This window comes from Streptomyces sp. NPDC052773 (assembly GCF_044547145.1).
Lineage (GTDB): Bacteria > Actinomycetota > Actinomycetes > Streptomycetales > Streptomycetaceae > Streptomyces.
In genome coordinates this window covers 36,992-56,221 of sequence record NZ_JBITZX010000017.1, presented here as the reverse complement: position 1 = coordinate 56,221, position 19,230 = coordinate 36,992, and the positions used below count along the sequence as shown (strand labels likewise).

The window sequence follows — 19,230 nt, the reverse complement described above, 5'->3', positions numbered from 1 at the left end:
GGTCCGGCCGCGCGGTGTTCTGTTCAGGGGCCGAGCGCCGCGTGGCTCCCCGGCCGACGCCGCTCAGCCCCGCGCCATCCACCGGTCCGGCCGGGCGTCCCTCCGGCTCGTGCGGGAGCGTTCCGCCTGGGTCCGGAGGAGGGAGGCGGCCTCCCGGGCGGGCCTCAGGCGGGCTGTGACGGTCTTGTCAGCGCCCGTGTCGACGTGGACGTCGGCGAGGCCGCAGCGGCGTTTCCAGGGGCCCTGGGTGAGCCGGACGCTCTGGACCTTGGCGTGGGGGACCAGGGCGAGGCTGCGGCGCAGCAGGCCGTGCCGGGCGGCGAAGACGGCGTCGGTGGCGGTGAAGCCGTAGCCCCGCCACCACAGCGGTACGCACCGGCCCGCACGGCGCGGTGGCCGGGACAGCTCCGGACCCGCGGGCACGGTCACCCCGGGCAGCACGCGGCCGATGACGGACTCGGCGACCTCGCGCGGGGCGACCGGCAGCAGCACGGAGTTGGACGACCCGGCCACGTCCAGTTCCACCCGCACCCAGCCGCGCCTGCGCCACAGCAGCGGCTCCACGATCCGTACGGTCTGCACCCGCCCCGGCGGGACCGTCTCGTGCACCCGGTCGAGCAGCCCGCGGTCGATCCGCAGGCCGTCGGGGGACTCGGCCACCGTCCAGTCGTACTCCGCGACGAACCGTCCCACGCTGCTCGCGCCCGCCGCGCCGAGCAGCGGCAGGCCGGTCGCGAGGACCGTCCACAGGCTGTGGGTGGCGAACCACAGCAGCGGCGGTACGACGAGCGCGGCGGCCAGCGAGCCCCAGGTGGCGCCCGTCAGTACCAGGGAGAGCGCGAGGACCTTGGGGGGCACGCGCAGCAGCCGGTGCGCCGGTGCCTCGCCCACCTCGTGCGCCGTCTCGGGCGCGAAACCGGCCGCCCGCGCGAGCAGCTCCGCGCGCAGCGCGCGGGCCTCGCCCTCGCCGAGGAAGGCGAGTTCGTCCTTCTTGTCGGTCCCTATGACGTCGAGTTTCAGCTTCGCGACGCCCGCCACGCGCGCGAGGAGCGGCTGGGTGACGTCGACGGCCTGGATGCGCTCCAGCCGGATGTGCGCCGTGCGCCGGAACAGCAGACCGGTGCGGATGCGCAGTTCCGTCTCGGTCACCGCGAAGTGCGTGAACCACCAGCTGAGGAAGCCGTACAGCGCGGCGGCCGGGATCAGCACGCCGAGCGCGATCACCAGCGTGGTCGTCGTCAGCCGGTCCAGCTGGCGCTGCGCCTGGTCCGGGTCGTGCAGCGCCCAGCCGATGAGGACGGCGACCGGCGCCCAGGCCCGCCGCAGCGGCGTCACGGGGTGCAGCCGCCGCTCGGTCACGGCGCCGGCCCGGCGTACCCGGTCGTCGGTGCCATCGGTGCCATCGGTGCTGTGGACGTCCTCGGTGCTGTTGGTGCCATCGGTGCCGTGGACGCGCTCGGTGCTCTTGGTGCCATCGGTGCGAGGGACGTCCTCGGCGCTCCTGGTGCCATGGGTGCCCTGGACACCCTCGGTGCCCTGGACGCCCTCGCTGCCCTCGGTGCCCGGCGCGTTCACAGCCCCGCCGATCGGGCCTCGCCCAGCTCGGTGAGCCGGTCGCGCAGCCGCTCCGCCTCGGCCGGGTCCAGGCCCGGGATCGTCGCGTCGGTTGCGGCGGCAGCGGTGTGCAGCTGCACGCTGGCCAGCCCGAAGTGCCGTTCCAGCGGGCCGGAGGTGACCTCCACCAGCTGCATGCGGCCGTACGGCACGACCGTCTCCTCGTGCCACAGCACACCCCGGCTGATCAGCAGGTCGTCGGCGCGCTCGGCGTACCGCCAGGACCGCCAGTTGCGCGCGACCAGGTCCCAGCCCCACGCCATCAGCGCCAGTGGCAGCAGCGCGAACGCCGCCCACGCGGGGCCCACCAGCAGCCCGAGCAGCAGCCCCACGGCCACCGCCAGCGCCCCCAGCCACACCACCAGCAACAGCCGCCGCATCCGCAGCAGCCCCGGCGGGAGCCCGGTCCACACCGGTTCGTCCCCCGCCACCTCCGCGCCCCGCGGGCTCCCCGTTTCCATGAGGCCAGCGTACGTAGGAGAGACTGGGTCCATGACTCCTACGACGGAGACCATGGTCGGCATCGGCGGCGCCGCGGAGAGCACCGACATGGTGCTCAACATCGGGCCTCAGCACCCGTCCACGCACGGCGTGCTGCGGCTGAAGCTGCTCCTGGACGGCGAGCGCATCACGCGCGCGGAGCCGGTGATCGGCTACATGCACCGCGGCGCGGAGAAGCTGTTCGAGGCGCGCGACTACCGCCAGATCATCATGCTCGCCAACCGCCACGACTGGCTGTCGGCGTTCTCCAACGAGCTGGGCGTGGTCCTGGCCGTGGAGCGGATGCTCGGCATGGAGGTGCCCCCGCGCGCGGTGTGGACCCGCACCCTCCTCGCCGAGCTGAACCGGGTGCTCAACCACCTGATGTTCCTCGGGTCGTACCCCCTGGAGCTGGGCGGCATCACGCCGGTCTTCTACGCGTTCCGGGAGCGCGAGGTGCTCCAGAACGTCATGGAGGAGGTCTCCGGCGGGCGTATGCACTACATGTTCAACCGCGTCGGCGGCCTCAAGGAGGACCTGCCGGCCGGGTGGACCGCCCGCGCGCGTGCCGCCGTCGCCGCCGTGCGCTCCCGCATGGACGTCTACGACGACCTGGTGCTCGGGAACGAGATCTTCCGGGGGCGCACCCGGGGCGTGGGTGTCCTCTCCCCGGAGGCGGTGCACGCCTACGGCGTGAGCGGTCCCATCGCGCGCGCCTCGGGCGTCGACTTCGACCTGCGCCGCGACGAGCCGTACCTCGGCTACGGCGAGCTCCAGGACACCCTGAAGGTCGTGACCCGGCGGGAGGGCGACTGCCTCGCCCGCTTCGAGTGCCTGCTGGAGCAGACGCACAACGCGCTCGACCTCGCCGACGCCTGCCTCGACCGGCTCGCCGAGCTGCCCCCCGGGCCGATCAACCAGCGGCTGCCCAAGGTCCTCAAGGCGCCCGAGGGACACACGTACGCCTGGACCGAGAACCCGCTCGGCATCAACGGCTACTACCTCGTCAGCAAGGGCGAGAAGACGCCGTACCGGCTGAAGCTGCGCTCGGCCTCCTACAACAACATCCAGGCGCTGACCGAGCTGCTGCCGGGCACGCTGGTGGCGGACATGGTGGCGATCCTGGGGTCGATGTTCTTCGTGGTCGGGGACATCGACAAGTAGGGCGTCGGGGACGTCGACCGGCAGTGTTCGGTGGTCGGACGCCGGGTTCAGAGGCCGGACGCCGGGTTCAGAGGCCGGACGCCGGGGTCAGCGGTCGGACGCCGGGTTCAGCGGCCGGAAGCAGGGCTCAGTGGTCCTCGGGCGATGCCTGGGCCAGCGGGTCCGGGATGCCGACCGGCTGCACCAGCCAGCCGAAGTCGCCGAGTCCGCCCACAGCGGTCAGCTCGGCGGCCTCGCCGGCGCCAGCGAGGGCGCGCACGTAGGCCGCGGGGTCCGTGGACGCGAGCGAGAGCGGGGGGCGTGCGCCCGCGACCCCCAAGGCGCGCAGGGCAGCGCGCTGCGTCAGTACGCGCCCCCCGGGGAGCGCGCACGCGTCCAGCGCCACGTGCGCCGTGATGTCGCACGACCCGTCCGGCACCGGTGCCGTCTCCCGCCCCTCCCGGAAGCCGGTGAGGGTCCCGAACGGGGGGCGCGTGTCCACCGTGTGCGCGTAGTCCACCGCCACCGCGAGCCCCCGCTCCACACAGGACACCGCCGACGCCCACGCGGTGTCCCGCGGCAGCCCGATCTCCGCCCGCAGCCCCTCCTCGGCCGCCGGCGGCCACCACCGCGCCAGCCACTCCGCGTCCGCCCCGGCGACCGGCTCCCCGAGCCGCTCCGTCCCGTCCGCCCGCACCAGCACCCGCCGCGCCACGCCCGCCGCGTCGGTCTCCACGACGTCCACGGGCACGTTGTCCAGCCACTCGTTGGCGAACAGCAGCCCGGTGACGGTCTCCGGCAGCTCGGCGCGCCACTCGATACCGTGATCGAGCCCGGCCGGGCGGTCGGCGATCTCGACGGCGTACGCGCGCGTGCGGGCGGCCACCCCGGCGGGCAGCGCGGCGAGGACCCCGCCGGCGAGTTCGCCGCGGCCCGCGGCCATGTCCACGAAGTCCAGCGGGTCCGGGCGGCCCAGCGCCTCGTCGACCCGGCACAGCAGCTCCGCCACGGCCCGCGCGAACAGCGGCGACGCGTGCACGGACGTACGGAAGTGCCCGGCGGGCCCCTCGGGCCTGCGGTAGAAGCCGCCCGGCCCGTACAGCGCGGCCTCCGTCGCCGCACGCCAGCCCCGCCAGCCCTGCCGGCTCTGCCACCCGGTCCCCGCCGTCTCCTCGGTCACACCGCAAGGCTAGGCGTACAGGCGAACGGCTCCTCCACCTTGCGGAGTACGTGTGTCCGGTCCGGATCGATCCTCCGGTTGACCCCTGCACGCATCGGCTGTACCTACGCTGGGTTACGTGCAGCGCCTCTATGACTTCCTCCGCCGGCACCCGACATGGGTCGACGGCTCCTGGGCCACCGTCCTGCTCGGGCTCTCGCTGGCGAGCGGACAGGTCGACCAGGAGGGCATGGGCACCGACCGGCCGCTGCTCATCCTCCCTGTCGTCCTGCTGCTGTGCCTCGTGGTCGCGCTGCGCCGCCGGATGCCGGAGAAGATGCTGGTCCTGGCGGCGGTGGTCGGCGTCGCCCAGCTCGTGCTGAACGTCTACACGACGCCCGCGAACTTCGCCATGCTGCTGATCGTCTACACCGTGGCCGCGGTCGGGGCGCGCTGGGCCTCCCGGCTGGCGCTGATCGGCGGGCTGTGCGCGGCGCCGCTGGCCCAGATCCGCTGGCCGGCCACCGAGTCCGGGCTGCTCGGCGACATCGCGGTCGCCGTCTTCCAGACCGTGCCGTTCGCCCTGGCCTGGGTGCTCGGCGACTCGATGCGCACCCGCCGCGCCTACTTCGCGCAGCTGGAGGAACGCGCCGCGCGCCTGGAGAAGGAGCGCGAGGCGCAGGCCAAGGTCGCGGTCGCCGCCGAGCGCGCCCGGATCGCCCGCGAGCTGCACGACGTCGTCGCGCACAACGTGTCGGTGATGGTGGTGCAGGCCGACGGCGCCGCCTACGTCCTCGACGCCGCCCCCGACCAGGCGAAGAAGGCGCTGGAGACCATCTCCTCCACCGGCCGCCAGGCGCTCGCCGAGATGCGCCGGCTGCTCGGCGTACTGCGCACCGGCGAGCACCAGGAGGGCGGGGAGTACGTCCCGCAGCCCGACGTCCAGCAGATCGAGGAGCTGGTCGAGCAGTGCCGGGGCTCCGGACTGCCCGTGGACTTCAAGATCGAGGGCACCCCGCGCCCGCTGCCCAGTGGCGTGGAGCTGACCGCCTACCGCATCGTGCAGGAGGCGCTGACCAACACCCGCAAGCACGGCGGCCCCAACGCGGGCGCCAGCGTGCGGCTGGTCTACTTCGACGACGGCCTCGGCCTGCTCGTCGAGGACGACGGCAAGGGCGCCCCGCACGAGCTGTACGAGGAGGGCGGCGCCGACGGACAGGGCCACGGCCTGATCGGCATGCGGGAGCGGGTCGGGATGGTCGGCGGCACCCTGGACGCGGGCCCCCGCCCCGGCGGAGGATTCCGCATCAGTGCGCTGCTGCCGCTCAAACCGGCGCATTGACGTATTCGCACGCCCCCCGTTGACACCTGTCACGCCCCCACCCGCTCACGACCATGGACATGGAAGAGGCCCCGATGACGATCCGCGTGATGCTCGTCGACGACCAGGTGCTGCTGCGCACCGGTTTCCGGATGGTGCTGGCCGCCCAGCCGGACATGGAGGTCGTCGCGGAGGCGGGCGACGGCGTCGAGGCCCTGCAGGTGGTGCGCTCGACGGACGTCGACGTGGTCCTGATGGACGTACGCATGCCCAAGCTCGACGGTGTGGAGGCCACTCGTCGCATCTGCGCGGAGGCGAACCCGCCGAAGGTGCTGATCCTGACCACCTTCGACCTCGACGAGTACGCGTTCTCCGGGCTGAAGGCGGGCGCCTCCGGGTTCATGCTCAAGGACGTGCCGCCCGGCGAGCTGCTGGCCGCGATCCGCGCGGTGCACAGCGGCGACGCGGTGGTGGCCCCGTCGACCACGCGACGGCTCCTCGACCGGTTCGCGCCGATGCTGCCCAGCACCGGCAAGGAGCCGCGGCACAAGGAGCTGGAGCGGCTGACCGAGCGGGAGCGCGAGGTGATGGTGCTGGTCGCGCAGGGCCTGTCCAACGGCGAGATCGCCGCCCGGCTGGTGCTGTCCGAGGCCACCGTGAAGACGCACGTGGGCCGCATCCTGACCAAGCTCGGGCTGCGGGACCGGGTACAGGTGGTCGTCCTGGCGTACGAGACGGGACTGGTGCGGGCGGGCGGACACGGCTGAGGGCGCGAGGGGGAGGGCGGTGAGGGCGGTGAGGGCGGCGGAACCGCTGACGCTCCCCGAGGGCCGCCGGTAGGGTCCTGCGCATGCTCCTGTGGATCAACGGCCCCTTCGGGGGCGGAAAGACACAGACCGCACACGAGATACAGCGCCGCCTGCCCGGCAGCGTCATCTGCGACCCCGAGCACGCCGGCTTCGGCCTGCGCCGGATGCTGCCGCCCGAACTGCGCGGCGACTTCCAGGACCTGGTGTCCTGGCGCCAGGGTGTCGTCGAAGTCCTCGACCTCGCCCTGACCAAGCACGACGGCGTGGTCATCGCGCCCATGACCGTCACCGACTCCGGCTATTTCGCCGAGACCGTCGGACGGCTGCGGGAACTGGGCCACGACGTACGGCACTTCACCCTCCTCGCGGAACGCGAGACCGTCCTCGCCCGGCTGCGCGAGCGGGGCCTCGGGCACCTGCTGCGCTTCGTCGCCGGGAAGGGCGCCGGGCCGCGCCGCGAGAGCTGGGCCGTCCAGCGGCTCGACCACTGCCTGGATCGGCTGCGCGAACCCGAGTTCGCCGAGCACCTGTGGACCGACCACACCACCGTCCCGAAGACGGCCGACCGCATCGCCGTCCTGGCCGGTCTGACCCTCCGCCCCCACCACGAGGGCCCTGTCCGCACCCGGCTGCGGCAGGCCAGGGTGGGCATCCGCCACATCCGGTTCGACTGATCCGGGGCGCGCTGCCTGCGCCTGCGCGGCGCCCGCGCGGGGCACGCCCCTAACGACTGCTACAACTGCTACGACTCCTGCGACTTTGACCACGCGACGGGCCCGGCGGCCCGGCGCGCCTGGGTGAGGTTCCCCACCTCCGCCGTCAGCGCAGCACGCCCTCGATGAAGTCGCTGCCCAGGCGGGCCACCGCCGACAGGTTCAGCTGGTGCTGGGCGTACCGGCCGCGGCGGCGGGTGCTGATCAGGCCGGCCTTCTTCAGGACGCCGAGGTGCCGGGATATCTCCGGCGCCGACATGCCGTGCGCGTCGGCCAGCTCGCCGGTGGTGTGCGGTGCGCGCGCGAGGTGGCGGCACAGCCGCATCCGCACCGGGTGCGCCAGCGCCTCCAGGCGGCGGGTGAGCTGCTCGACGGACGGCGCCTGCGGTGCCGGGCCGCTGACCGGGTAGGTGATCGCCGGCTGCCAGCCGTACCGGTGCAGCACCATCACATGCGGCCAGCCCAGGCTCGTCGGGACCAGCACCAGATTGCCGTCGCCGGTCGCGGTGCGGCCCTCGATCAGCTTGTCGACCGTGATCAGCCCGGCCTCCGCGTCCAGCGACACCGCCGAGGACACCGCCGAGAGGGCGGCGGCGACCCCCTTGTGCCGCAGCAGCTCCGTCTTGTGGCGCGCGTCGGCGGCCAGCTGCGGCTGGACCCGGGCCCAGACGTCCGCGAAGAAGGCCTCCTCGCAGTCCTGCATCAGCTGCCGGAACCAGCCGCGCACGGCAGGCGGGTCGTCCAGCAGCCGCCGGGTGAACCGCTCCTGCACACAGCCCCGCGCGGCGGCCATCTCCAGCGCGCGCCGCCGCACGGTCTCGTCCTCCAGTGGGCCGGCGCTCTCGGTGGCGTAGCTGATCTGGCAGGTGAACTCGAGCGCCGCGTGCACGAACTGCTCGTCCGTCAGCTTGTCCAGCAGGTCCAGTTCCTCGGTGAGGGTGGCGCCCGGCAGGGTGCGGGTGCCCGGGACGCCGGCGAACGGGGCGAAGACGTCGGAGAAGGTCGTCCGCCACAGGAAGTCCGCCTCGCACAGGCGGTCCGCGAGACCGGGGTCCAGCTGAGAGGACACCGCCGTCGCCCAGCCCTGGAGCCCCGGGTGGTGTCCGGGCTCGCTGAGCGCGTGCAGGGCCATACCGAGCTCGGCCAGCGGCGACGGCACGAAGAAGATCCGCTCCTGCGGCAGCCCGGTGATGTCGATGCTCACGCTCATGACCCCATGGTGCACCCGGCCACCGACAGCGCCCCCGACGATTGACGGCTGCCGTCAACTGGCGCGACCGGGCGCGGTGACCGGGCGCAGGCTGAGGTCACCGGGGCCGCCGCGGAGCCTTCCGGAATTCCCCCATCCCTGTGTCCCCGACCTCCTGAAGAGGCGATCCGCCATGAGCATCACCCAGCAGTACCTCCTCGACGCCTACCGCGCCCGGCAGCTCGGTGAGGCCGTCCCGCCGCAGCCCGGCGCCCACGACTGGCAGGTCGTGCGCGAGTGGCGCGACCGCCGGGAGTTCGAGGCGGTCCTCACCGGCCGCCCGGCCCGCGGGCGGCTACGGCACACCCTGGGCCGCTGGACCCGCCTGCGCCCGCGCTTCTGACGGCAAGCCGGATCCGGCCCCCGGCCCCGGCTCGTCGGCCGCTACCGACCGCTCTCCTCCGCCAGCCGCGCCGCGAACTCCGCCACCGCCACCCGCACGTCCTCGGCCGTCCACTCCAGCCCCGCCGCGCGGACGCCCAGCTCCGTCACGGCGATGCCGGGGCCCTTGCCGTCCCAGCCGTTGGCGAAGAGGACCGTCCCGGTCTCCTCTGCCGTGCGGACCGCGGCCTCGGCGACGACGTCGGCGTCGTACGGCAGCCAGAACTGGAACTCGTGGGTGTGCGGCACCTCCGGGTGCACGCGCGCCCACGGCAGCCCGGCCGCCGCGCACCCCTCCCGGAGCGCGGCGGCCACCACGCGCGCGTGCCGCACGTATTCCGGCAGCCGGGGCAGCTCCCGCTCCAGCCCGACGAGCGCCGACAGCACCGTGGGGAACTGCTGGAACACCGTGCCGCCGTACCGGTGGCGCCAGATCTTCGCCTCCTCCACCAGCGCCCTCGGCCCGGCCAGCGCGGCCCCGCCGAAGCCGCCGAGGGACTTGTAGAACGACACGTAGACGCTGTCCGCGAGGCCCGCGATCTCCTCCAGCGGGCGGCCGAAGTGGACCGTCGACTCCCACAGGCGCGCGCCGTCGAAGTGCACCACCGCCTCACGCTCGCGCGCCGCCTCCACCACCTCGGTCAGCTCCTCCCAGGACGGCAGCACGAAACCGGCGTCCCTGAGGGGCAGCTCCAGCATCAGCGCGCCGAACGGCTCCGGGAGGTCCCGCACCTCCTCGGCGGTCGGCAGCCGGGGCTCGCTCGTCACCCGGACCGGCCGCAATCCGCTGACCTGGCTGAACGCATGCCGCTCGTGCACCTCCGGGTGGGCGAGCGCGTGCAGGGCCACGACCGGGTTCCCGGTACGGCCCGCCCAGCAGCGCAAGGCCACCTGCTGGGCCATCGTGCCGGTCGGGAAGAAGGCGGCGGCCTCGGTGCCGAGCAGCCCGGCGACCTTCTCCTCCAGCACCTCGACGACACCGTCGCCGTAGATGTCCGCCCGCTCGTCCAGGTCGTACAGCTCGGACGCCACGTCCAGCACCGCCAGGCGCTCGCGCAGCGTGGACAGGAAACCGGGGCGCCAGAGAATGCGCTGTGCGCTCCGGGAGGCGCTGATGCGCCGTTCTCTGCGTCGCTTGCGCTGCTCGTCGTCGGACAACAATTCCGGTGTGCTCTGGAGGTCCGGCTGCTGGGCCGGCTGTTGGGCCGAATCGCTCATGTCCGCGATCATCGCGGGCGACGTCCCGCGGGGACACCGCTTTTCCCCACAGCCCGACGGGGAACCTCGGACAGAAACCCACAGCCTGTGGACAACCGAACGCCCCTCGAACCAATCGCGTTAACATGACGAGAAATCGTCCGGTACCCAGAGCGGACTGGAACGGGAAGGCCGCCGTCGCGTGAGTACAAGCCAACAGCCAGATCCCCGGGACCGCCCCGCGCGGCTCACCGTCGGCGTCGTCGGCGCCGGCCGCGTGGGCCCCGCACTCGCCGCGTCCCTCCAGCTCGCCGGGCACCGCCCGGTGGCCGTCTCGGCGGTCTCCGATGCCTCCCGGCGCCGCGCCGCCCAGCTGCTGCCCGACGTGCCGGTGGTCCCGCCCGCCGAGGTGCTGGCCCGCGCGGAACTGGTGCTGCTGACCGTCCCGGACGACACCCTGCCGGGTCTGGTGTCCGGCCTCGCCGAGACCGGCGCCGTCCGCCCCGGCCAGCTGCTCGTGCACACCTCCGGACGCTACGGCGCGAAGGTCCTCGACCCCGCCCTGCGCGCGGGCGCCCTGCCGTTGGCCCTGCACCCGGCGATGACCTTCACGGGCACCCCCGTGGACGTCCAGCGCCTCGCCGGCTGCTCGTTCGGCGTCACCGCCCCCGAGGAGCTGCGCCTGGCCGCGGAGGCCCTGGTCATCGAGATGGGCGGCGAGCCCGAGTGGATCGCCGAGGAACACCGGCCGCTCTACCACGCGGCCCTCGCGCTCGGCGCCAACCACCTGGTCACCCTGGTCGCCCAGTCCATGGAACTGCTGCGCGCCGCGGGCGTCGGCGCCCCCGACCGGATGCTCGGCCCGCTGCTCGGCGCCGCCCTCGACAACGCCCTGCGCTCCGGCGACGCCGCCCTCACCGGCCCCGTCGCGCGCGGCGACGCGGGCACCGTCGCCGCGCACATCGCCGAACTGCGCGCGCACGCCCCGCAGACCGTCGCCGGCTACCTGGCGATGGCCCGCGCGACCGCCGACCGGGCGCTCGCCTCCGGCCTGCTGAAGCCGGAACTCGCCGAAGACCTGCTGGGGGTGCTCGCCGACGGGGCGGCGCCGACCGAGAACGGGGGAGACCGATGAGCCGCGACTTCGAACTCGTCCCCACCCTGGACGACCTCGGCTACGTCCTGGACCACTTCTCGGTGCCCGGCCGCACCGCCGTCGTGATGACCATGGGGGCGCTGCACGAAGGCCACGCCACCCTGATCCGCACCGCCCGGGAGCACGTCGGCCGCAAGGGCTACGTGGTGGTCACGGTCTTCGTGAACCCGCTCCAGTTCGGCGCGGGCGAGGACCTGGACCGCTATCCGCGCACCCTGGAAGCCGACCTGAAGACCGCCGAGCAGGCGGGCGCGGACATCGTCTTCGCCCCGTCCGTCGACGAGATGTACCCGGACGGCAGGCCCGAGATCACCCTCCGCGCGGGAGCCATGGGCGAGCGCCTGGAGGGCGCCTCCCGCCCCGGCCACTTCGACGGCATGCTCACCGTCGTCGCCAAACTGCTCCACCTCACCCGCCCCGACGTCGCGTTCTTCGGCCAGAAGGACGCCCAGCAGCTCGCCCTGATCCGCCGCATGGTGCGGGATTTGAACTTCCCCGTCGAGATCGTCGGCGTGCCGACCGTCCGCGAGGAGGACGGCCTGGCCCTGTCCAGCCGCAATCGCTACCTCTCCCCCCAGGAGCGGCGCACGGCCCTCGCACTGTCCCGCGCGCTGTTCGCGGCGCAGGACCGCCACGCGGCACTTGAGGCGCTGCGCGCGCGGGCCCGGGAAGTGCCCTCCACGCGCGCGCGTGCCGAGGCGCTGAGCGCCATAGGCGAGTCCCGCGCGGCCGCCGACGCGCACGCCGTCGCCAAGGCCGCCCCCGGCGGCCCCGCCGAGGTCCGCGCGGCGGCCCGGCTGGTCCTCGACGAGGCCGCCCGCCTCGACCCGCCGCTCGTCCTGGACTACCTGGCCCTCGTGGACCCCTCCGACTTCTCGGAGGTCCCCGACGACTACACCGGCGAGGCCGTCCTCGCCGTCGCGGCCAAGGTCGGCACGACCCGACTGATCGACAACATCACCCTCACCTTCGGAGCCGCCTCGTGACCAGCACAGGCATACGACTGCACGCGCCCGCTCCCGGCTGGTCCATCGACGCGGACGTGGTCGTCGTCGGCTCCGGCGTGGCCGGCCTGACCGCGGCCCTGCGCTGCGAGGACGCCGGCCTGAACACCGTCGTCGTCACCAAGGCCCGCCTCGACGACGGCTCCACCCGCTGGGCCCAGGGCGGCATCGCCGCCGCCCTCGGCGAGGGCGACAGCCCGGAACAGCACCTGGACGACACCCTGGTCGCGGGCGCGGGCCTGTGCGACGAGCAGGCGGTGCGGATCCTCGTCACCGAGGGCCCCGACGCCGTACGCCGGCTCATCCGGACGGGCGCCCAGTTCGACGAGTCCGCCGAGGGCGGCCTCGCGCTGACCCGCGAGGGCGGCCACCACCGCCGCCGTATCGCCCACGCGGGCGGCGACGCGACCGGAGCGGAGATCTCCCGCGCCCTCGTGGAGGCCGTCCGCGCGCGCGGGGTGCGCACCATCGAGAACGCCCTCGTCCTCGACCTCCTCACGGACGCGGACGGCCGTACCGCGGGCGTGACCCTGCACGTCATGGGGGAGGGCCAGCACGACGGCGTCGGCGCCGTCCACGCCCCCGCGGTGGTCCTCGCCACCGGCGGCATGGGCCAGGTCTTCTCCGCCACCACCAACCCCTCGGTCTCCACCGGCGACGGCGTCGCCCTGGCCCTGCGCGCGGGCGCCGAGGTCAGCGACCTGGAGTTCGTCCAGTTCCACCCGACCGTGCTGTTCCTCGGCCCCGAGGCCGAGGGCCAGCAGCCCCTGGTCTCGGAGGCGGTCCGCGGCGAGGGCGCCCACCTGGTCGACGCCGACGGGGTGCGCTTCATGGCCGGGCAGCACGAGCTCGGCGAACTGGCCCCCCGCGACATCGTCGCCAAGGGCATCATGCGCCGTATGCAGGAGCAGGACGCCGAGCACATGTTCCTCGACGCCCGGCACTTCGGCGCCGAGATGTGGGAGCAGCGCTTCCCGACGATCCTCGCCGCCTGCCGCGACAACGGCATCGACCCGGTCCACGAGCCGATCCCGGTCGCCCCGGCCGCCCACTACGCCTCCGGCGGCGTCCGCACCGACTCCCACGGCCGTACGACCGTCCCCGGTCTGTACGCGTGCGGCGAGGTCGCCTGCACCGGCGTCCACGGCGCCAACCGCCTCGCCTCCAACAGCCTCCTCGAAGGCCTGGTCTACGCCGAGCGCATCGCCGCCGACATCGCCGCGGCCCACGCGGACAGCGGCCTCCGCGCGCGCGTGCCCGAACCGGTCCCGTACCCCGAGGTCCCCGCGCACCCCCTGCAGCCCGCCGAGGCCCGCTTCACCATCCAGCGGATCATGACCGAGGGCGCGGGCGTCCTGCGCTCCGCCGACTCCCTCACCAAGGCCGCCGACCGGCTCCAGCGGCTGCACACCGAGGCCCGCGACGCCCTCGCCGAGAACGGCAAGACCGCCGAGCCCGGTGTCGACACCTGGGAGGCCACCAACCTGCTGTGCGTGGCCCGCGTCCTGGTCGCCGCCGCCCGGCTGCGCGAGGAGACCCGCGGCTGCCACTGGCGCGAGGACCACGCCGACCGCGACGACACCGCGTGGCGCCGCCACATCGTCGTACGGCTGAATCCCGACCGCAGCCTCGCCGTACACACCACCGACACCGCAGACTTCCCCCCGACCCGGCCGAACCCCCCGGCGCACCGTCCCCAGGAGCAGTGAGAGCAGTGAGCAGCACCCCTGACCTTCCCCTCGCCCAGAACGGCGGCTGCGGCGACGGCTGCGCCTGCGGCGCGGACACCGACGAGGAATACCTCGAGTGCGGCCTCGACCCCGCGCTCGCCCAGCTCCTGGCCGACGCCGGCCTCGACCCCGTCGAGGTCGAGGACATCGCCAACGTCGCCATCCAGGAGGACCTGGCGGGCGGCGTGGACGTGACCACGGTCGCCACCATCCCCGAGGACGCGGTGGCCACCGCCGACTTCGTCGCCCGCGAGGCGGGCGTGGTCGCCGGCCTCCACATCGCCGAGGCCGTCCTCTCGATCGTCTGCGAGGACGAGTTCGAGGTGGAACGCCACGTCGAGGACGGCGACCGCGTGGAGGAGGGCCGGAAGCTGCTCTCCGTCACCACCCGCACCCGCGACCTCCTCACCGCCGAGCGCAGCGCCCTCAACCTCCTGTGCCGCCTCTCCGGCATCGCCACGGCCACGCGCGCGTGGGCGGACGTCCTGGAGGGTACGAAGGCACGCGTGCGCGACACCCGGAAGACCACCCCCGGCCTCCGCTCCCTGGAGAAGTACGCGGTCCGCTGCGGCGGCGGCGTCAACCACCGCATGTCGCTCTCCGACGCGGCCCTCGTCAAGGACAACCACGTGATCGCCGCGGGCGGCGTCGCCCAGGCCTTCAAGGCCGTCCGCGAACGCTTCCCCGACGTCCCCATCGAGGTCGAGGTCGACACCCTCCACCAGCTGCGCGAGGTCGTCGACGCGGGCGCCGACCTGATCCTGCTGGACAACTTCACACCCGGCGAGTGCGAGGAGGCGGTGGCCATCGTGCACGGCCGCGCCGCCCTGGAGGCCTCCGGCCGCCTCACCCTGGACAACGCCAGGGCGTACGCGGACACGGGCGTCGACTACCTCGCCGTGGGCTCCCTGACCCACTCCTCGCCGATCCTCGACATCGGCCTGGACCTGCGAGCGGCGGAGTAGGAGACGGGGATGCTGCTGACGATCGACGTAGGCAACACGCACACCGTCCTCGGCCTGTTCGACGGTGAGGACATCGTCGAACACTGGCGCATCTCCACCGACGCCCGCCGCACCGCGGACGAGATGGCGGTGCTCCTTCAGGGCCTGATGGGCATGCACCCCCTGCTCGGCGACGAACTGGGCGACGGCATCGACGGCATCGCCATCTGCGCCACGGTCCCCTCGGTCCTGCACGAACTGCGCGAGGTCACCCGCCGCTACTACGGCGACGTACCCGCCGTCCTCGTCGAACCGGGCGTCAAGACGGGCGTACCGATCCTCACCGACAACCCCAAGGAGGTCGGTGCCGACCGCATCATCAACGCGGTCGCCGCGGTCGAGCTGTACGGCGGCCCCGCGATCGTCGTCGACTTCGGTACGGCCACGACCTTCGACGCGGTCTCCGCGCGCGGCGAGTACGTCGGCGGCGTCATCGCCCCCGGCATCGAGATCTCCGTCGAGGCCCTGGGCGTCAAGGGCGCCCAGCTCCGCAAGATCGAGGTCGCCCGCCCCCGCAGCGTCATCGGCAAGAACACCGTCGAGGCCATGCAGGCGGGCATCGTCTACGGCTTCGCCGGCCAGGTCGACGGCGTCGTCAACCGCATGGCCCGCGAACTCGCCGACGACCCCGACGACGTCACCGTCATCGCCACGGGCGGCCTCGCCCCCATGGTCCTCGGCGAGTCCTCGGTCATCGACGAACACGAACCGTGGCTGACCCTGATCGGCCTGCGCATGGTCTACGAGCGGAACGTGTCCCGCATGTGACGACGAGCGGCCGGTCGACCAGCCACGGGTGGACGGCCGGCCGGTCCCGCATGTGACGACGGCCGGCGGTCGACCAGCCAGGGTGGACGGCCGCCGACGGCGAGAAGGGGACGTGCGTGCCGGGGGTGCCCGCCCGCAGCGTCCGGGCGTCCGGCACCGGGTGGGTCGAACAGTGACAGCGCCGCCCGGACCGAGGACGGACACCCCCCGGCACGTCCCCGCCCCACAACCGACAGCCGGCGCCACCGCAACCACCGCCCCACCCGCGCAGGCCGCCGCAAGCATCGCTCCCACCCACAGCCACCCGCATACGGGTGGCTCCCACGCCACACCGAAGCAGCCATGCGAAGTTTGTCTGATTAGCGCGTATCGTCGCCGCCATGCCCACGCCCTACGGATCCCGCGGCGGCATGGCGTTCGGTGTGGAGGAGCTGCGTGTGCTCCGCCGCGCCCTCGCCCTCGCCCTCCACCCCGGCCAGGCCTCCCCCGAGGACGTCCAGGACTGCCTCCGCCTCGCCGACTCGCTCGACGAGGCGATGCGCGAGGCCGCCCGCCTGCGGGCCTTCCTCGTGGCCGACCTGGCCCGCTATCGCGCCGCCCTCCCCGGCACCGCGGCCGGCTACCTCACCCTCCTCGAGGAGACCCTCGGCGCCGGCCACCGCCCCACCCCGGACGACCTCGCCGCCCTGCGCGCCCTGCGCGGCAACCCCACCGCCGCCGCGCTCCTGGGCCGCTGCCAGACCCTCGCCGAGCAGGACGTACGCGCCCGCCTCGCCCGCCGCGCCGCCCCGGTCCCCGGGCCCGCCGCCGCGCAGAGCTCCCGCCCGAACCCCCTGCTCCCGGCCTCCCGCACCCGCCTCCTCGCCCTCCCGGGCGGCCGCTGCGCCGACGACGCCCCCACCGACCGCCCCGCCCGGGAGACCGAGAAGAAGCCCGCGGAGAAACCCGCCGCGCCCACCCCCACACCGAGCGCACCCCAGCCGCCGACCCGCCGCCCCATCCCCACCCCCGGCGAGGTCTTCCCCCGCCGCAAGCCGCCCCAGCCTCCGGCGAACCCGCCCCAGCAGCTCGCGGTCGGCTGACGACCGACCGCCCTCCGGCCCCGCCCCGGCCCCCCGCCCGGGGCGGGGCCGCACGCGCGACTACCCTGGAGCCATGGACTACGTCTCCGCGCTCCTGCCGCCGGTCGTCATGGCCGTCTTCTTCATCAGCGTGATCCGGGTGATCGTGAAGTCCCAGGGCGGGGCCAACAAGGCCAAGGAGGACGCGGCCGTGGACGCCGCCCTCGCGCGCGCGGAGAGCGCCCGCCAGTCCTCCCCGGCCACGCCCGGCTCCACAGACGCCTGACCGCCCACCGGCACGGTCCATCCGCACCGGGGTCACTCCCACCGGACACCCATCCCACGCCCGCACCACCACGGGCGTCCTTTTTGCTCCCGTTTGCAGGTAAAGGGCCCGTCCGGCACGCCATAACCCGGATCTCCCACTATTGTTCAAGGTGTGCCTCGCCCATTGGGAGAACTCGAAGACGCGGTCATGACGCGGGTATGGAAGTGGAACCGCCCGGTGACCGTTCGAGAAGTCCTGGAAGACCTCCAGCAGGAACGGACCATCGCCTACACCACGGTGATGACCGTTTTGGACAATCTCCATCAGAAGGGCTGGGTCCGCCGCGAGGCGGAAGGCCGGGCCTATCGATATGAGGCGGTCTCCACCCGCGCCGCCTACGCCGCGGCCCTGATGAACGACGCCTGGTCGCAGAGCGACAACCCCGCCGCCGCACTCGTCGCGTTCTTCGGCATGATGAGCGACGAACAGCGCAAGGCCCTCCGGGACGCCGTACGCATCGTCCAGGGCCCGGAAACGGCCGAGCCGGAACCGGAACGCCGGCCCGAACCAGAACACCGCCCGGAACCCGGACCCGCGCCGGAACGGGAAGCGCAGAACCCCGCCGCGGCGCCGGAGGGCGACGGGCGATAGCGTCCGCACATGTCAGCAGAGAGGCCCTCCGCCGAGAACGGCGCCGAGAACCCCGCCGAGAACCCCGAAGTCACCGCTAAAGCCATCACCGTCCGACGGGCCCGGACCAGCGATGTCCCCGCCGTCCGCAGACTCCTCGACGCGTACGTCCGGCACGGCATCCTGCTCGACAAAGCGACGGTGACGCTTTACGAGGACATCCAGGAGTTCTGGGTCGCGGAACGGGACGACAACGCCGAGGTCGTCGGCTGTGGCGCACTGCACGTGATGTGGGAAGACCTCGCGGAAGTGCGCACTCTCGCGGTGAAGCCCGGCCTGAAGGGCGCCGGCGTCGGTCACCAGTTGCTGGAGAAGTTGCTGCAGACCGCGCGCTGGCTCGGCGTTCGCCGGGTTTTCTGCCTGACCTTCGAAGTCGAGTTCTTCGGCAGGCACGGCTTCGTCGAGATCGGTGAGACACCCGTCGACACCGATGTCTACGCGGAGCTGCTGCGTTCCTATGACGAGGGCGTCGCGGAGTTCCTCGGTCTCGAACGAGTGAAACCGAACACCTTGGGCAACAGCCGGATGCTTCTGCATCTGTGATCGTCGCTATTCCTCCACGGCGACCCTGCCCGGGTTCCCTATGTCCGAAACGCGCACGTTTCCGGGCCGCAGCCGGGCTGTGGGTCTCTCCCAGGGGTTTGTGTTTTTCCAGCAAAAGCGGTTTGCTTTCCGACGTACTGCAGTACTGCATATAACAGGGGGCGGCGAAACGGCGGACGCCGCGGACCCCAGGTCCTCACGTTATCGATGAAAGGAAATCCGGTGGCACAGAAGGTTCAGGTCCTTCTTGTCGACGACCTCGACGGCGGCGAGGCGGACGAGACGGTGACGTTCGCGCTGGACGGTAAGACGTACGAGATCGATCTCACGACCGCCAATGCGGACAAGCTTCGCAGCCTTCTCGAGCCCTATGTGAAGGGCGGCCGTCGTACCGGAGGTCGCTCGAGCGGGCGTGGAAAGGCGCGGTCGGTCTCGACCGGCAGCCAGGACACCGCCGCGATCCGCGCCTGGGCGAAGGAGAACGGCTACGAGGTCAACGACCGCGGCCGTGTTCCGGCGTCCATTCGCGAGGCCTACGAGAAGGCGAACGGCTGAGCACAGCCGCGCCGCAGCCGGATCCGGTGGCAGTGGGTCGCCACCGTGTCCACGACGCGGACGAGATCGGGGGCGTCTCCACCGCCCCCCAGGGCCGACAGCGTCGGCAGCGAGGCCTCGACCTCGCACCCCGGCCAGGGGGGCCGCACCCACACGGCGGCCCCCTGCACACGAGGGCCGGGGTGGGAGGAGCCGCGCAGGCACCCGCCGGACAGCCCGCGCGCCCGCCCATCGGACGGCCGCAGGCACCCGCCGGACGGCTCCAGGCATCCGTCGGACGGCCCCATGGACCCGCGGGAGGGCCACTGGCACCCGCCCGATGGCTGCCGCTGACACCCGCCGGTCGGCCCCAGGCATCCGCCGGTCGGCCCCAGGCATCCGGCGG

The 19,230-nt window shown here is 73.4% G+C and carries 20 protein-coding genes and 1 pseudogene; 15 read left to right on the top strand and 6 right to left on the bottom strand.

All coding sequences use genetic code 11. The features are described 5' to 3' along the window. Positions 1–63: 63 nt before the first annotated feature. Both ACIG0D_RS29795 and ACIG0D_RS29790 read right to left on the bottom strand, forming a co-directional pair. Positions 64–1,359 (bottom strand): PH domain-containing protein, encoded by a 1,296-nt coding sequence (locus ACIG0D_RS29795; protein ID WP_399807154.1) that lies wholly within the window; start codon positions 1,357–1,359, stop codon positions 64–66. 212 nt (positions 1,360–1,571) lie between these two features. Further along, the gene (locus ACIG0D_RS29790) at positions 1,572–2,075 is read right to left on the bottom strand and encodes a PH domain-containing protein (RefSeq protein WP_399806911.1); all 504 of its coding nucleotides are present in this window, start codon (positions 2,073–2,075) and stop codon (positions 1,572–1,574) included. Between the two features lie 31 nt (positions 2,076–2,106). Between ACIG0D_RS29790 and ACIG0D_RS29785 the strand changes: the two genes are divergently transcribed. Then, positions 2,107–3,258 (top strand): NADH-quinone oxidoreductase subunit D, encoded by a 1,152-nt coding sequence (locus ACIG0D_RS29785; RefSeq protein ID WP_365762629.1) that lies wholly within the window; start codon positions 2,107–2,109, stop codon positions 3,256–3,258. Positions 3,259–3,385: 127 nt separating this feature from the next. Here the strand turns inward: ACIG0D_RS29785 and ACIG0D_RS29780 are convergent, their stop codons facing one another. Then, a complete protein-coding gene (locus ACIG0D_RS29780; RefSeq protein WP_399806908.1) occupies positions 3,386–4,417 on the bottom strand; it encodes an SAM-dependent methyltransferase in 1,032 nt (343 codons plus the stop codon). Positions 4,418–4,535: 118 nt separating this feature from the next. Here ACIG0D_RS29780 and ACIG0D_RS29775 point away from each other — a divergent pair, with 118 nt between their 5' ends. From ACIG0D_RS29775 to ACIG0D_RS29765, 3 genes are all read left to right on the top strand, one after another. Then, complete coding sequence (locus ACIG0D_RS29775) at positions 4,536–5,738, top strand: sensor histidine kinase (protein ID WP_399806905.1); 1,203 nt, start codon at positions 4,536–4,538, stop codon at positions 5,736–5,738. A 74-nt stretch (positions 5,739–5,812) separates the two neighbouring features. Beyond that, a complete protein-coding gene (locus ACIG0D_RS29770; protein ID WP_399807152.1) occupies positions 5,813–6,484 on the top strand; it encodes a response regulator in 672 nt (223 codons plus the stop codon). A gap of 83 nt (positions 6,485–6,567) precedes the next feature. Then, positions 6,568–7,200: an AAA family ATPase gene (locus tag ACIG0D_RS29765; protein WP_399806902.1), complete on the top strand. Its 633-nt coding sequence runs from the start codon at positions 6,568–6,570 to the stop codon at positions 7,198–7,200. Between the two features lie 145 nt (positions 7,201–7,345). On the opposite strand, the gene ACIG0D_RS29760 is transcribed toward ACIG0D_RS29765, so the two are convergent. Further along, positions 7,346–8,449 (bottom strand): DUF5937 family protein, encoded by a 1,104-nt coding sequence (locus tag ACIG0D_RS29760; protein WP_399806900.1) that lies wholly within the window; start codon positions 8,447–8,449, stop codon positions 7,346–7,348. Between the two features lie 172 nt (positions 8,450–8,621). Between ACIG0D_RS29760 and ACIG0D_RS29755 the strand changes: the two genes are divergently transcribed. Continuing rightward, entirely contained in the window at positions 8,622–8,831 is a 210-nt protein-coding gene (locus tag ACIG0D_RS29755) for a hypothetical protein (protein WP_399806899.1), read from the top strand. 41 nt (positions 8,832–8,872) lie between these two features. Here ACIG0D_RS29755 and ACIG0D_RS29750 read toward each other — a convergent pair whose 3' ends face one another. Then, positions 8,873–10,087, bottom strand: coding sequence for a threonine aldolase family protein (locus tag ACIG0D_RS29750; RefSeq protein WP_399806896.1), 1,215 nt, complete (start codon positions 10,085–10,087; stop codon positions 8,873–8,875). Between the two features lie 181 nt (positions 10,088–10,268). Between ACIG0D_RS29750 and ACIG0D_RS29745 the strand changes: the two genes are divergently transcribed. The 10 genes from ACIG0D_RS29745 (at position 10,269) to ACIG0D_RS29700 (ending at position 18,845) form a co-directional block, all read left to right on the top strand. Beyond that, a complete protein-coding gene (locus ACIG0D_RS29745; protein WP_399806893.1) occupies positions 10,269–11,201 on the top strand; it encodes a Rossmann-like and DUF2520 domain-containing protein in 933 nt (310 codons plus the stop codon). Positions 11,202–11,287: 86 nt separating this feature from the next. Then, on the top strand, positions 11,288–12,208 hold the full coding sequence (gene panC / locus ACIG0D_RS29740) for a pantoate--beta-alanine ligase (protein ID WP_399807149.1): 921 nt from the start codon (positions 11,288–11,290) through the stop codon (positions 12,206–12,208). Then, positions 12,205–13,935 carry an L-aspartate oxidase gene (locus ACIG0D_RS29735; protein ID WP_399806891.1) on the top strand — a complete coding sequence of 577 codons (1,731 nt, stop codon included), beginning with the start codon at positions 12,205–12,207 and terminating at the stop codon, positions 13,933–13,935. The genes panC and ACIG0D_RS29735 overlap by 4 nt, the downstream gene beginning before the upstream one ends. Then, a complete protein-coding gene (gene nadC / locus ACIG0D_RS29730) occupies positions 13,932–14,921 on the top strand; it encodes a carboxylating nicotinate-nucleotide diphosphorylase (protein WP_399806888.1) in 990 nt (329 codons plus the stop codon). Before ACIG0D_RS29735 ends, nadC begins: the two co-directional genes overlap by 4 nt. A gap of 9 nt (positions 14,922–14,930) precedes the next feature. Further along, positions 14,931–15,728, top strand: coding sequence for a type III pantothenate kinase (locus ACIG0D_RS29725; protein WP_086736398.1), 798 nt, complete (start codon positions 14,931–14,933; stop codon positions 15,726–15,728). A 410-nt stretch (positions 15,729–16,138) separates the two neighbouring features. Then, positions 16,139–16,810, top strand: coding sequence for a hypothetical protein (locus ACIG0D_RS29720; RefSeq protein ID WP_399807147.1), 672 nt, complete (start codon positions 16,139–16,141; stop codon positions 16,808–16,810). A 73-nt stretch (positions 16,811–16,883) separates the two neighbouring features. Then, positions 16,884–17,075 (top strand): hypothetical protein, encoded by a 192-nt coding sequence (locus ACIG0D_RS29715; RefSeq protein ID WP_399806885.1) that lies wholly within the window; start codon positions 16,884–16,886, stop codon positions 17,073–17,075. Positions 17,076–17,264: 189 nt separating this feature from the next. Next, positions 17,265–17,708: a BlaI/MecI/CopY family transcriptional regulator gene (locus ACIG0D_RS29710; RefSeq protein ID WP_399807144.1), complete on the top strand. Its 444-nt coding sequence runs from the start codon at positions 17,265–17,267 to the stop codon at positions 17,706–17,708. Between the two features lie 9 nt (positions 17,709–17,717). Then, complete coding sequence (locus ACIG0D_RS29705; protein ID WP_399806883.1) at positions 17,718–18,290, top strand: amino-acid N-acetyltransferase; 573 nt, start codon at positions 17,718–17,720, stop codon at positions 18,288–18,290. 222 nt (positions 18,291–18,512) lie between these two features. Then, positions 18,513–18,845: an Lsr2 family protein gene (locus ACIG0D_RS29700; protein WP_365762602.1), complete on the top strand. Its 333-nt coding sequence runs from the start codon at positions 18,513–18,515 to the stop codon at positions 18,843–18,845. Here ACIG0D_RS29700 and ACIG0D_RS29695 read toward each other — a convergent pair. Next, positions 18,824–19,015, bottom strand: a pseudogene (locus ACIG0D_RS29695) (hypothetical protein); the annotation flags it as partial. The gene ACIG0D_RS29700 and the pseudogene ACIG0D_RS29695 overlap by 22 nt on opposite strands. Positions 19,016–19,230 lie beyond the last annotated feature (215 nt).

Bases quoted from the DNA above. Each gene is read 5' to 3' on its own strand.
- ACIG0D_RS29790 (WP_399806911.1), bottom strand. From the start codon at position 2,075: ATGGAAACGGGGAGCCCGCGGGGCGCGGAGGTGGCGGGGGACGAACCG.
- ACIG0D_RS29785 (WP_365762629.1), top strand. From the start codon at position 2,107: ATGACTCCTACGACGGAGACCATGGTCGGCATCGGCGGCGCCGCGGAG.
- ACIG0D_RS29770 (WP_399807152.1), top strand. From the start codon at position 5,813: ATGACGATCCGCGTGATGCTCGTCGACGACCAGGTGCTGCTGCGCACC.
- ACIG0D_RS29765 (WP_399806902.1), top strand. From the start codon at position 6,568: ATGCTCCTGTGGATCAACGGCCCCTTCGGGGGCGGAAAGACACAGACC.
- ACIG0D_RS29760 (WP_399806900.1), bottom strand. From the start codon at position 8,449: ATGAGCGTGAGCATCGACATCACCGGGCTGCCGCAGGAGCGGATCTTC.
- ACIG0D_RS29755 (WP_399806899.1), top strand. From the start codon at position 8,622: ATGAGCATCACCCAGCAGTACCTCCTCGACGCCTACCGCGCCCGGCAG.
- ACIG0D_RS29750 (WP_399806896.1), bottom strand. From the start codon at position 10,087: ATGAGCGATTCGGCCCAACAGCCGGCCCAGCAGCCGGACCTCCAGAGC.
- panC (WP_399807149.1), top strand. From the start codon at position 11,288: ATGACCATGGGGGCGCTGCACGAAGGCCACGCCACCCTGATCCGCACC.
- ACIG0D_RS29725 (WP_086736398.1), top strand. From the start codon at position 14,931: ATGCTGCTGACGATCGACGTAGGCAACACGCACACCGTCCTCGGCCTG.
- ACIG0D_RS29720 (WP_399807147.1), top strand. From the start codon at position 16,139: ATGGCGTTCGGTGTGGAGGAGCTGCGTGTGCTCCGCCGCGCCCTCGCC.
- ACIG0D_RS29715 (WP_399806885.1), top strand. From the start codon at position 16,884: ATGGACTACGTCTCCGCGCTCCTGCCGCCGGTCGTCATGGCCGTCTTC.
- ACIG0D_RS29710 (WP_399807144.1), top strand. From the start codon at position 17,265: ATGACGCGGGTATGGAAGTGGAACCGCCCGGTGACCGTTCGAGAAGTC.
- ACIG0D_RS29705 (WP_399806883.1), top strand. From the start codon at position 17,718: ATGTCAGCAGAGAGGCCCTCCGCCGAGAACGGCGCCGAGAACCCCGCC.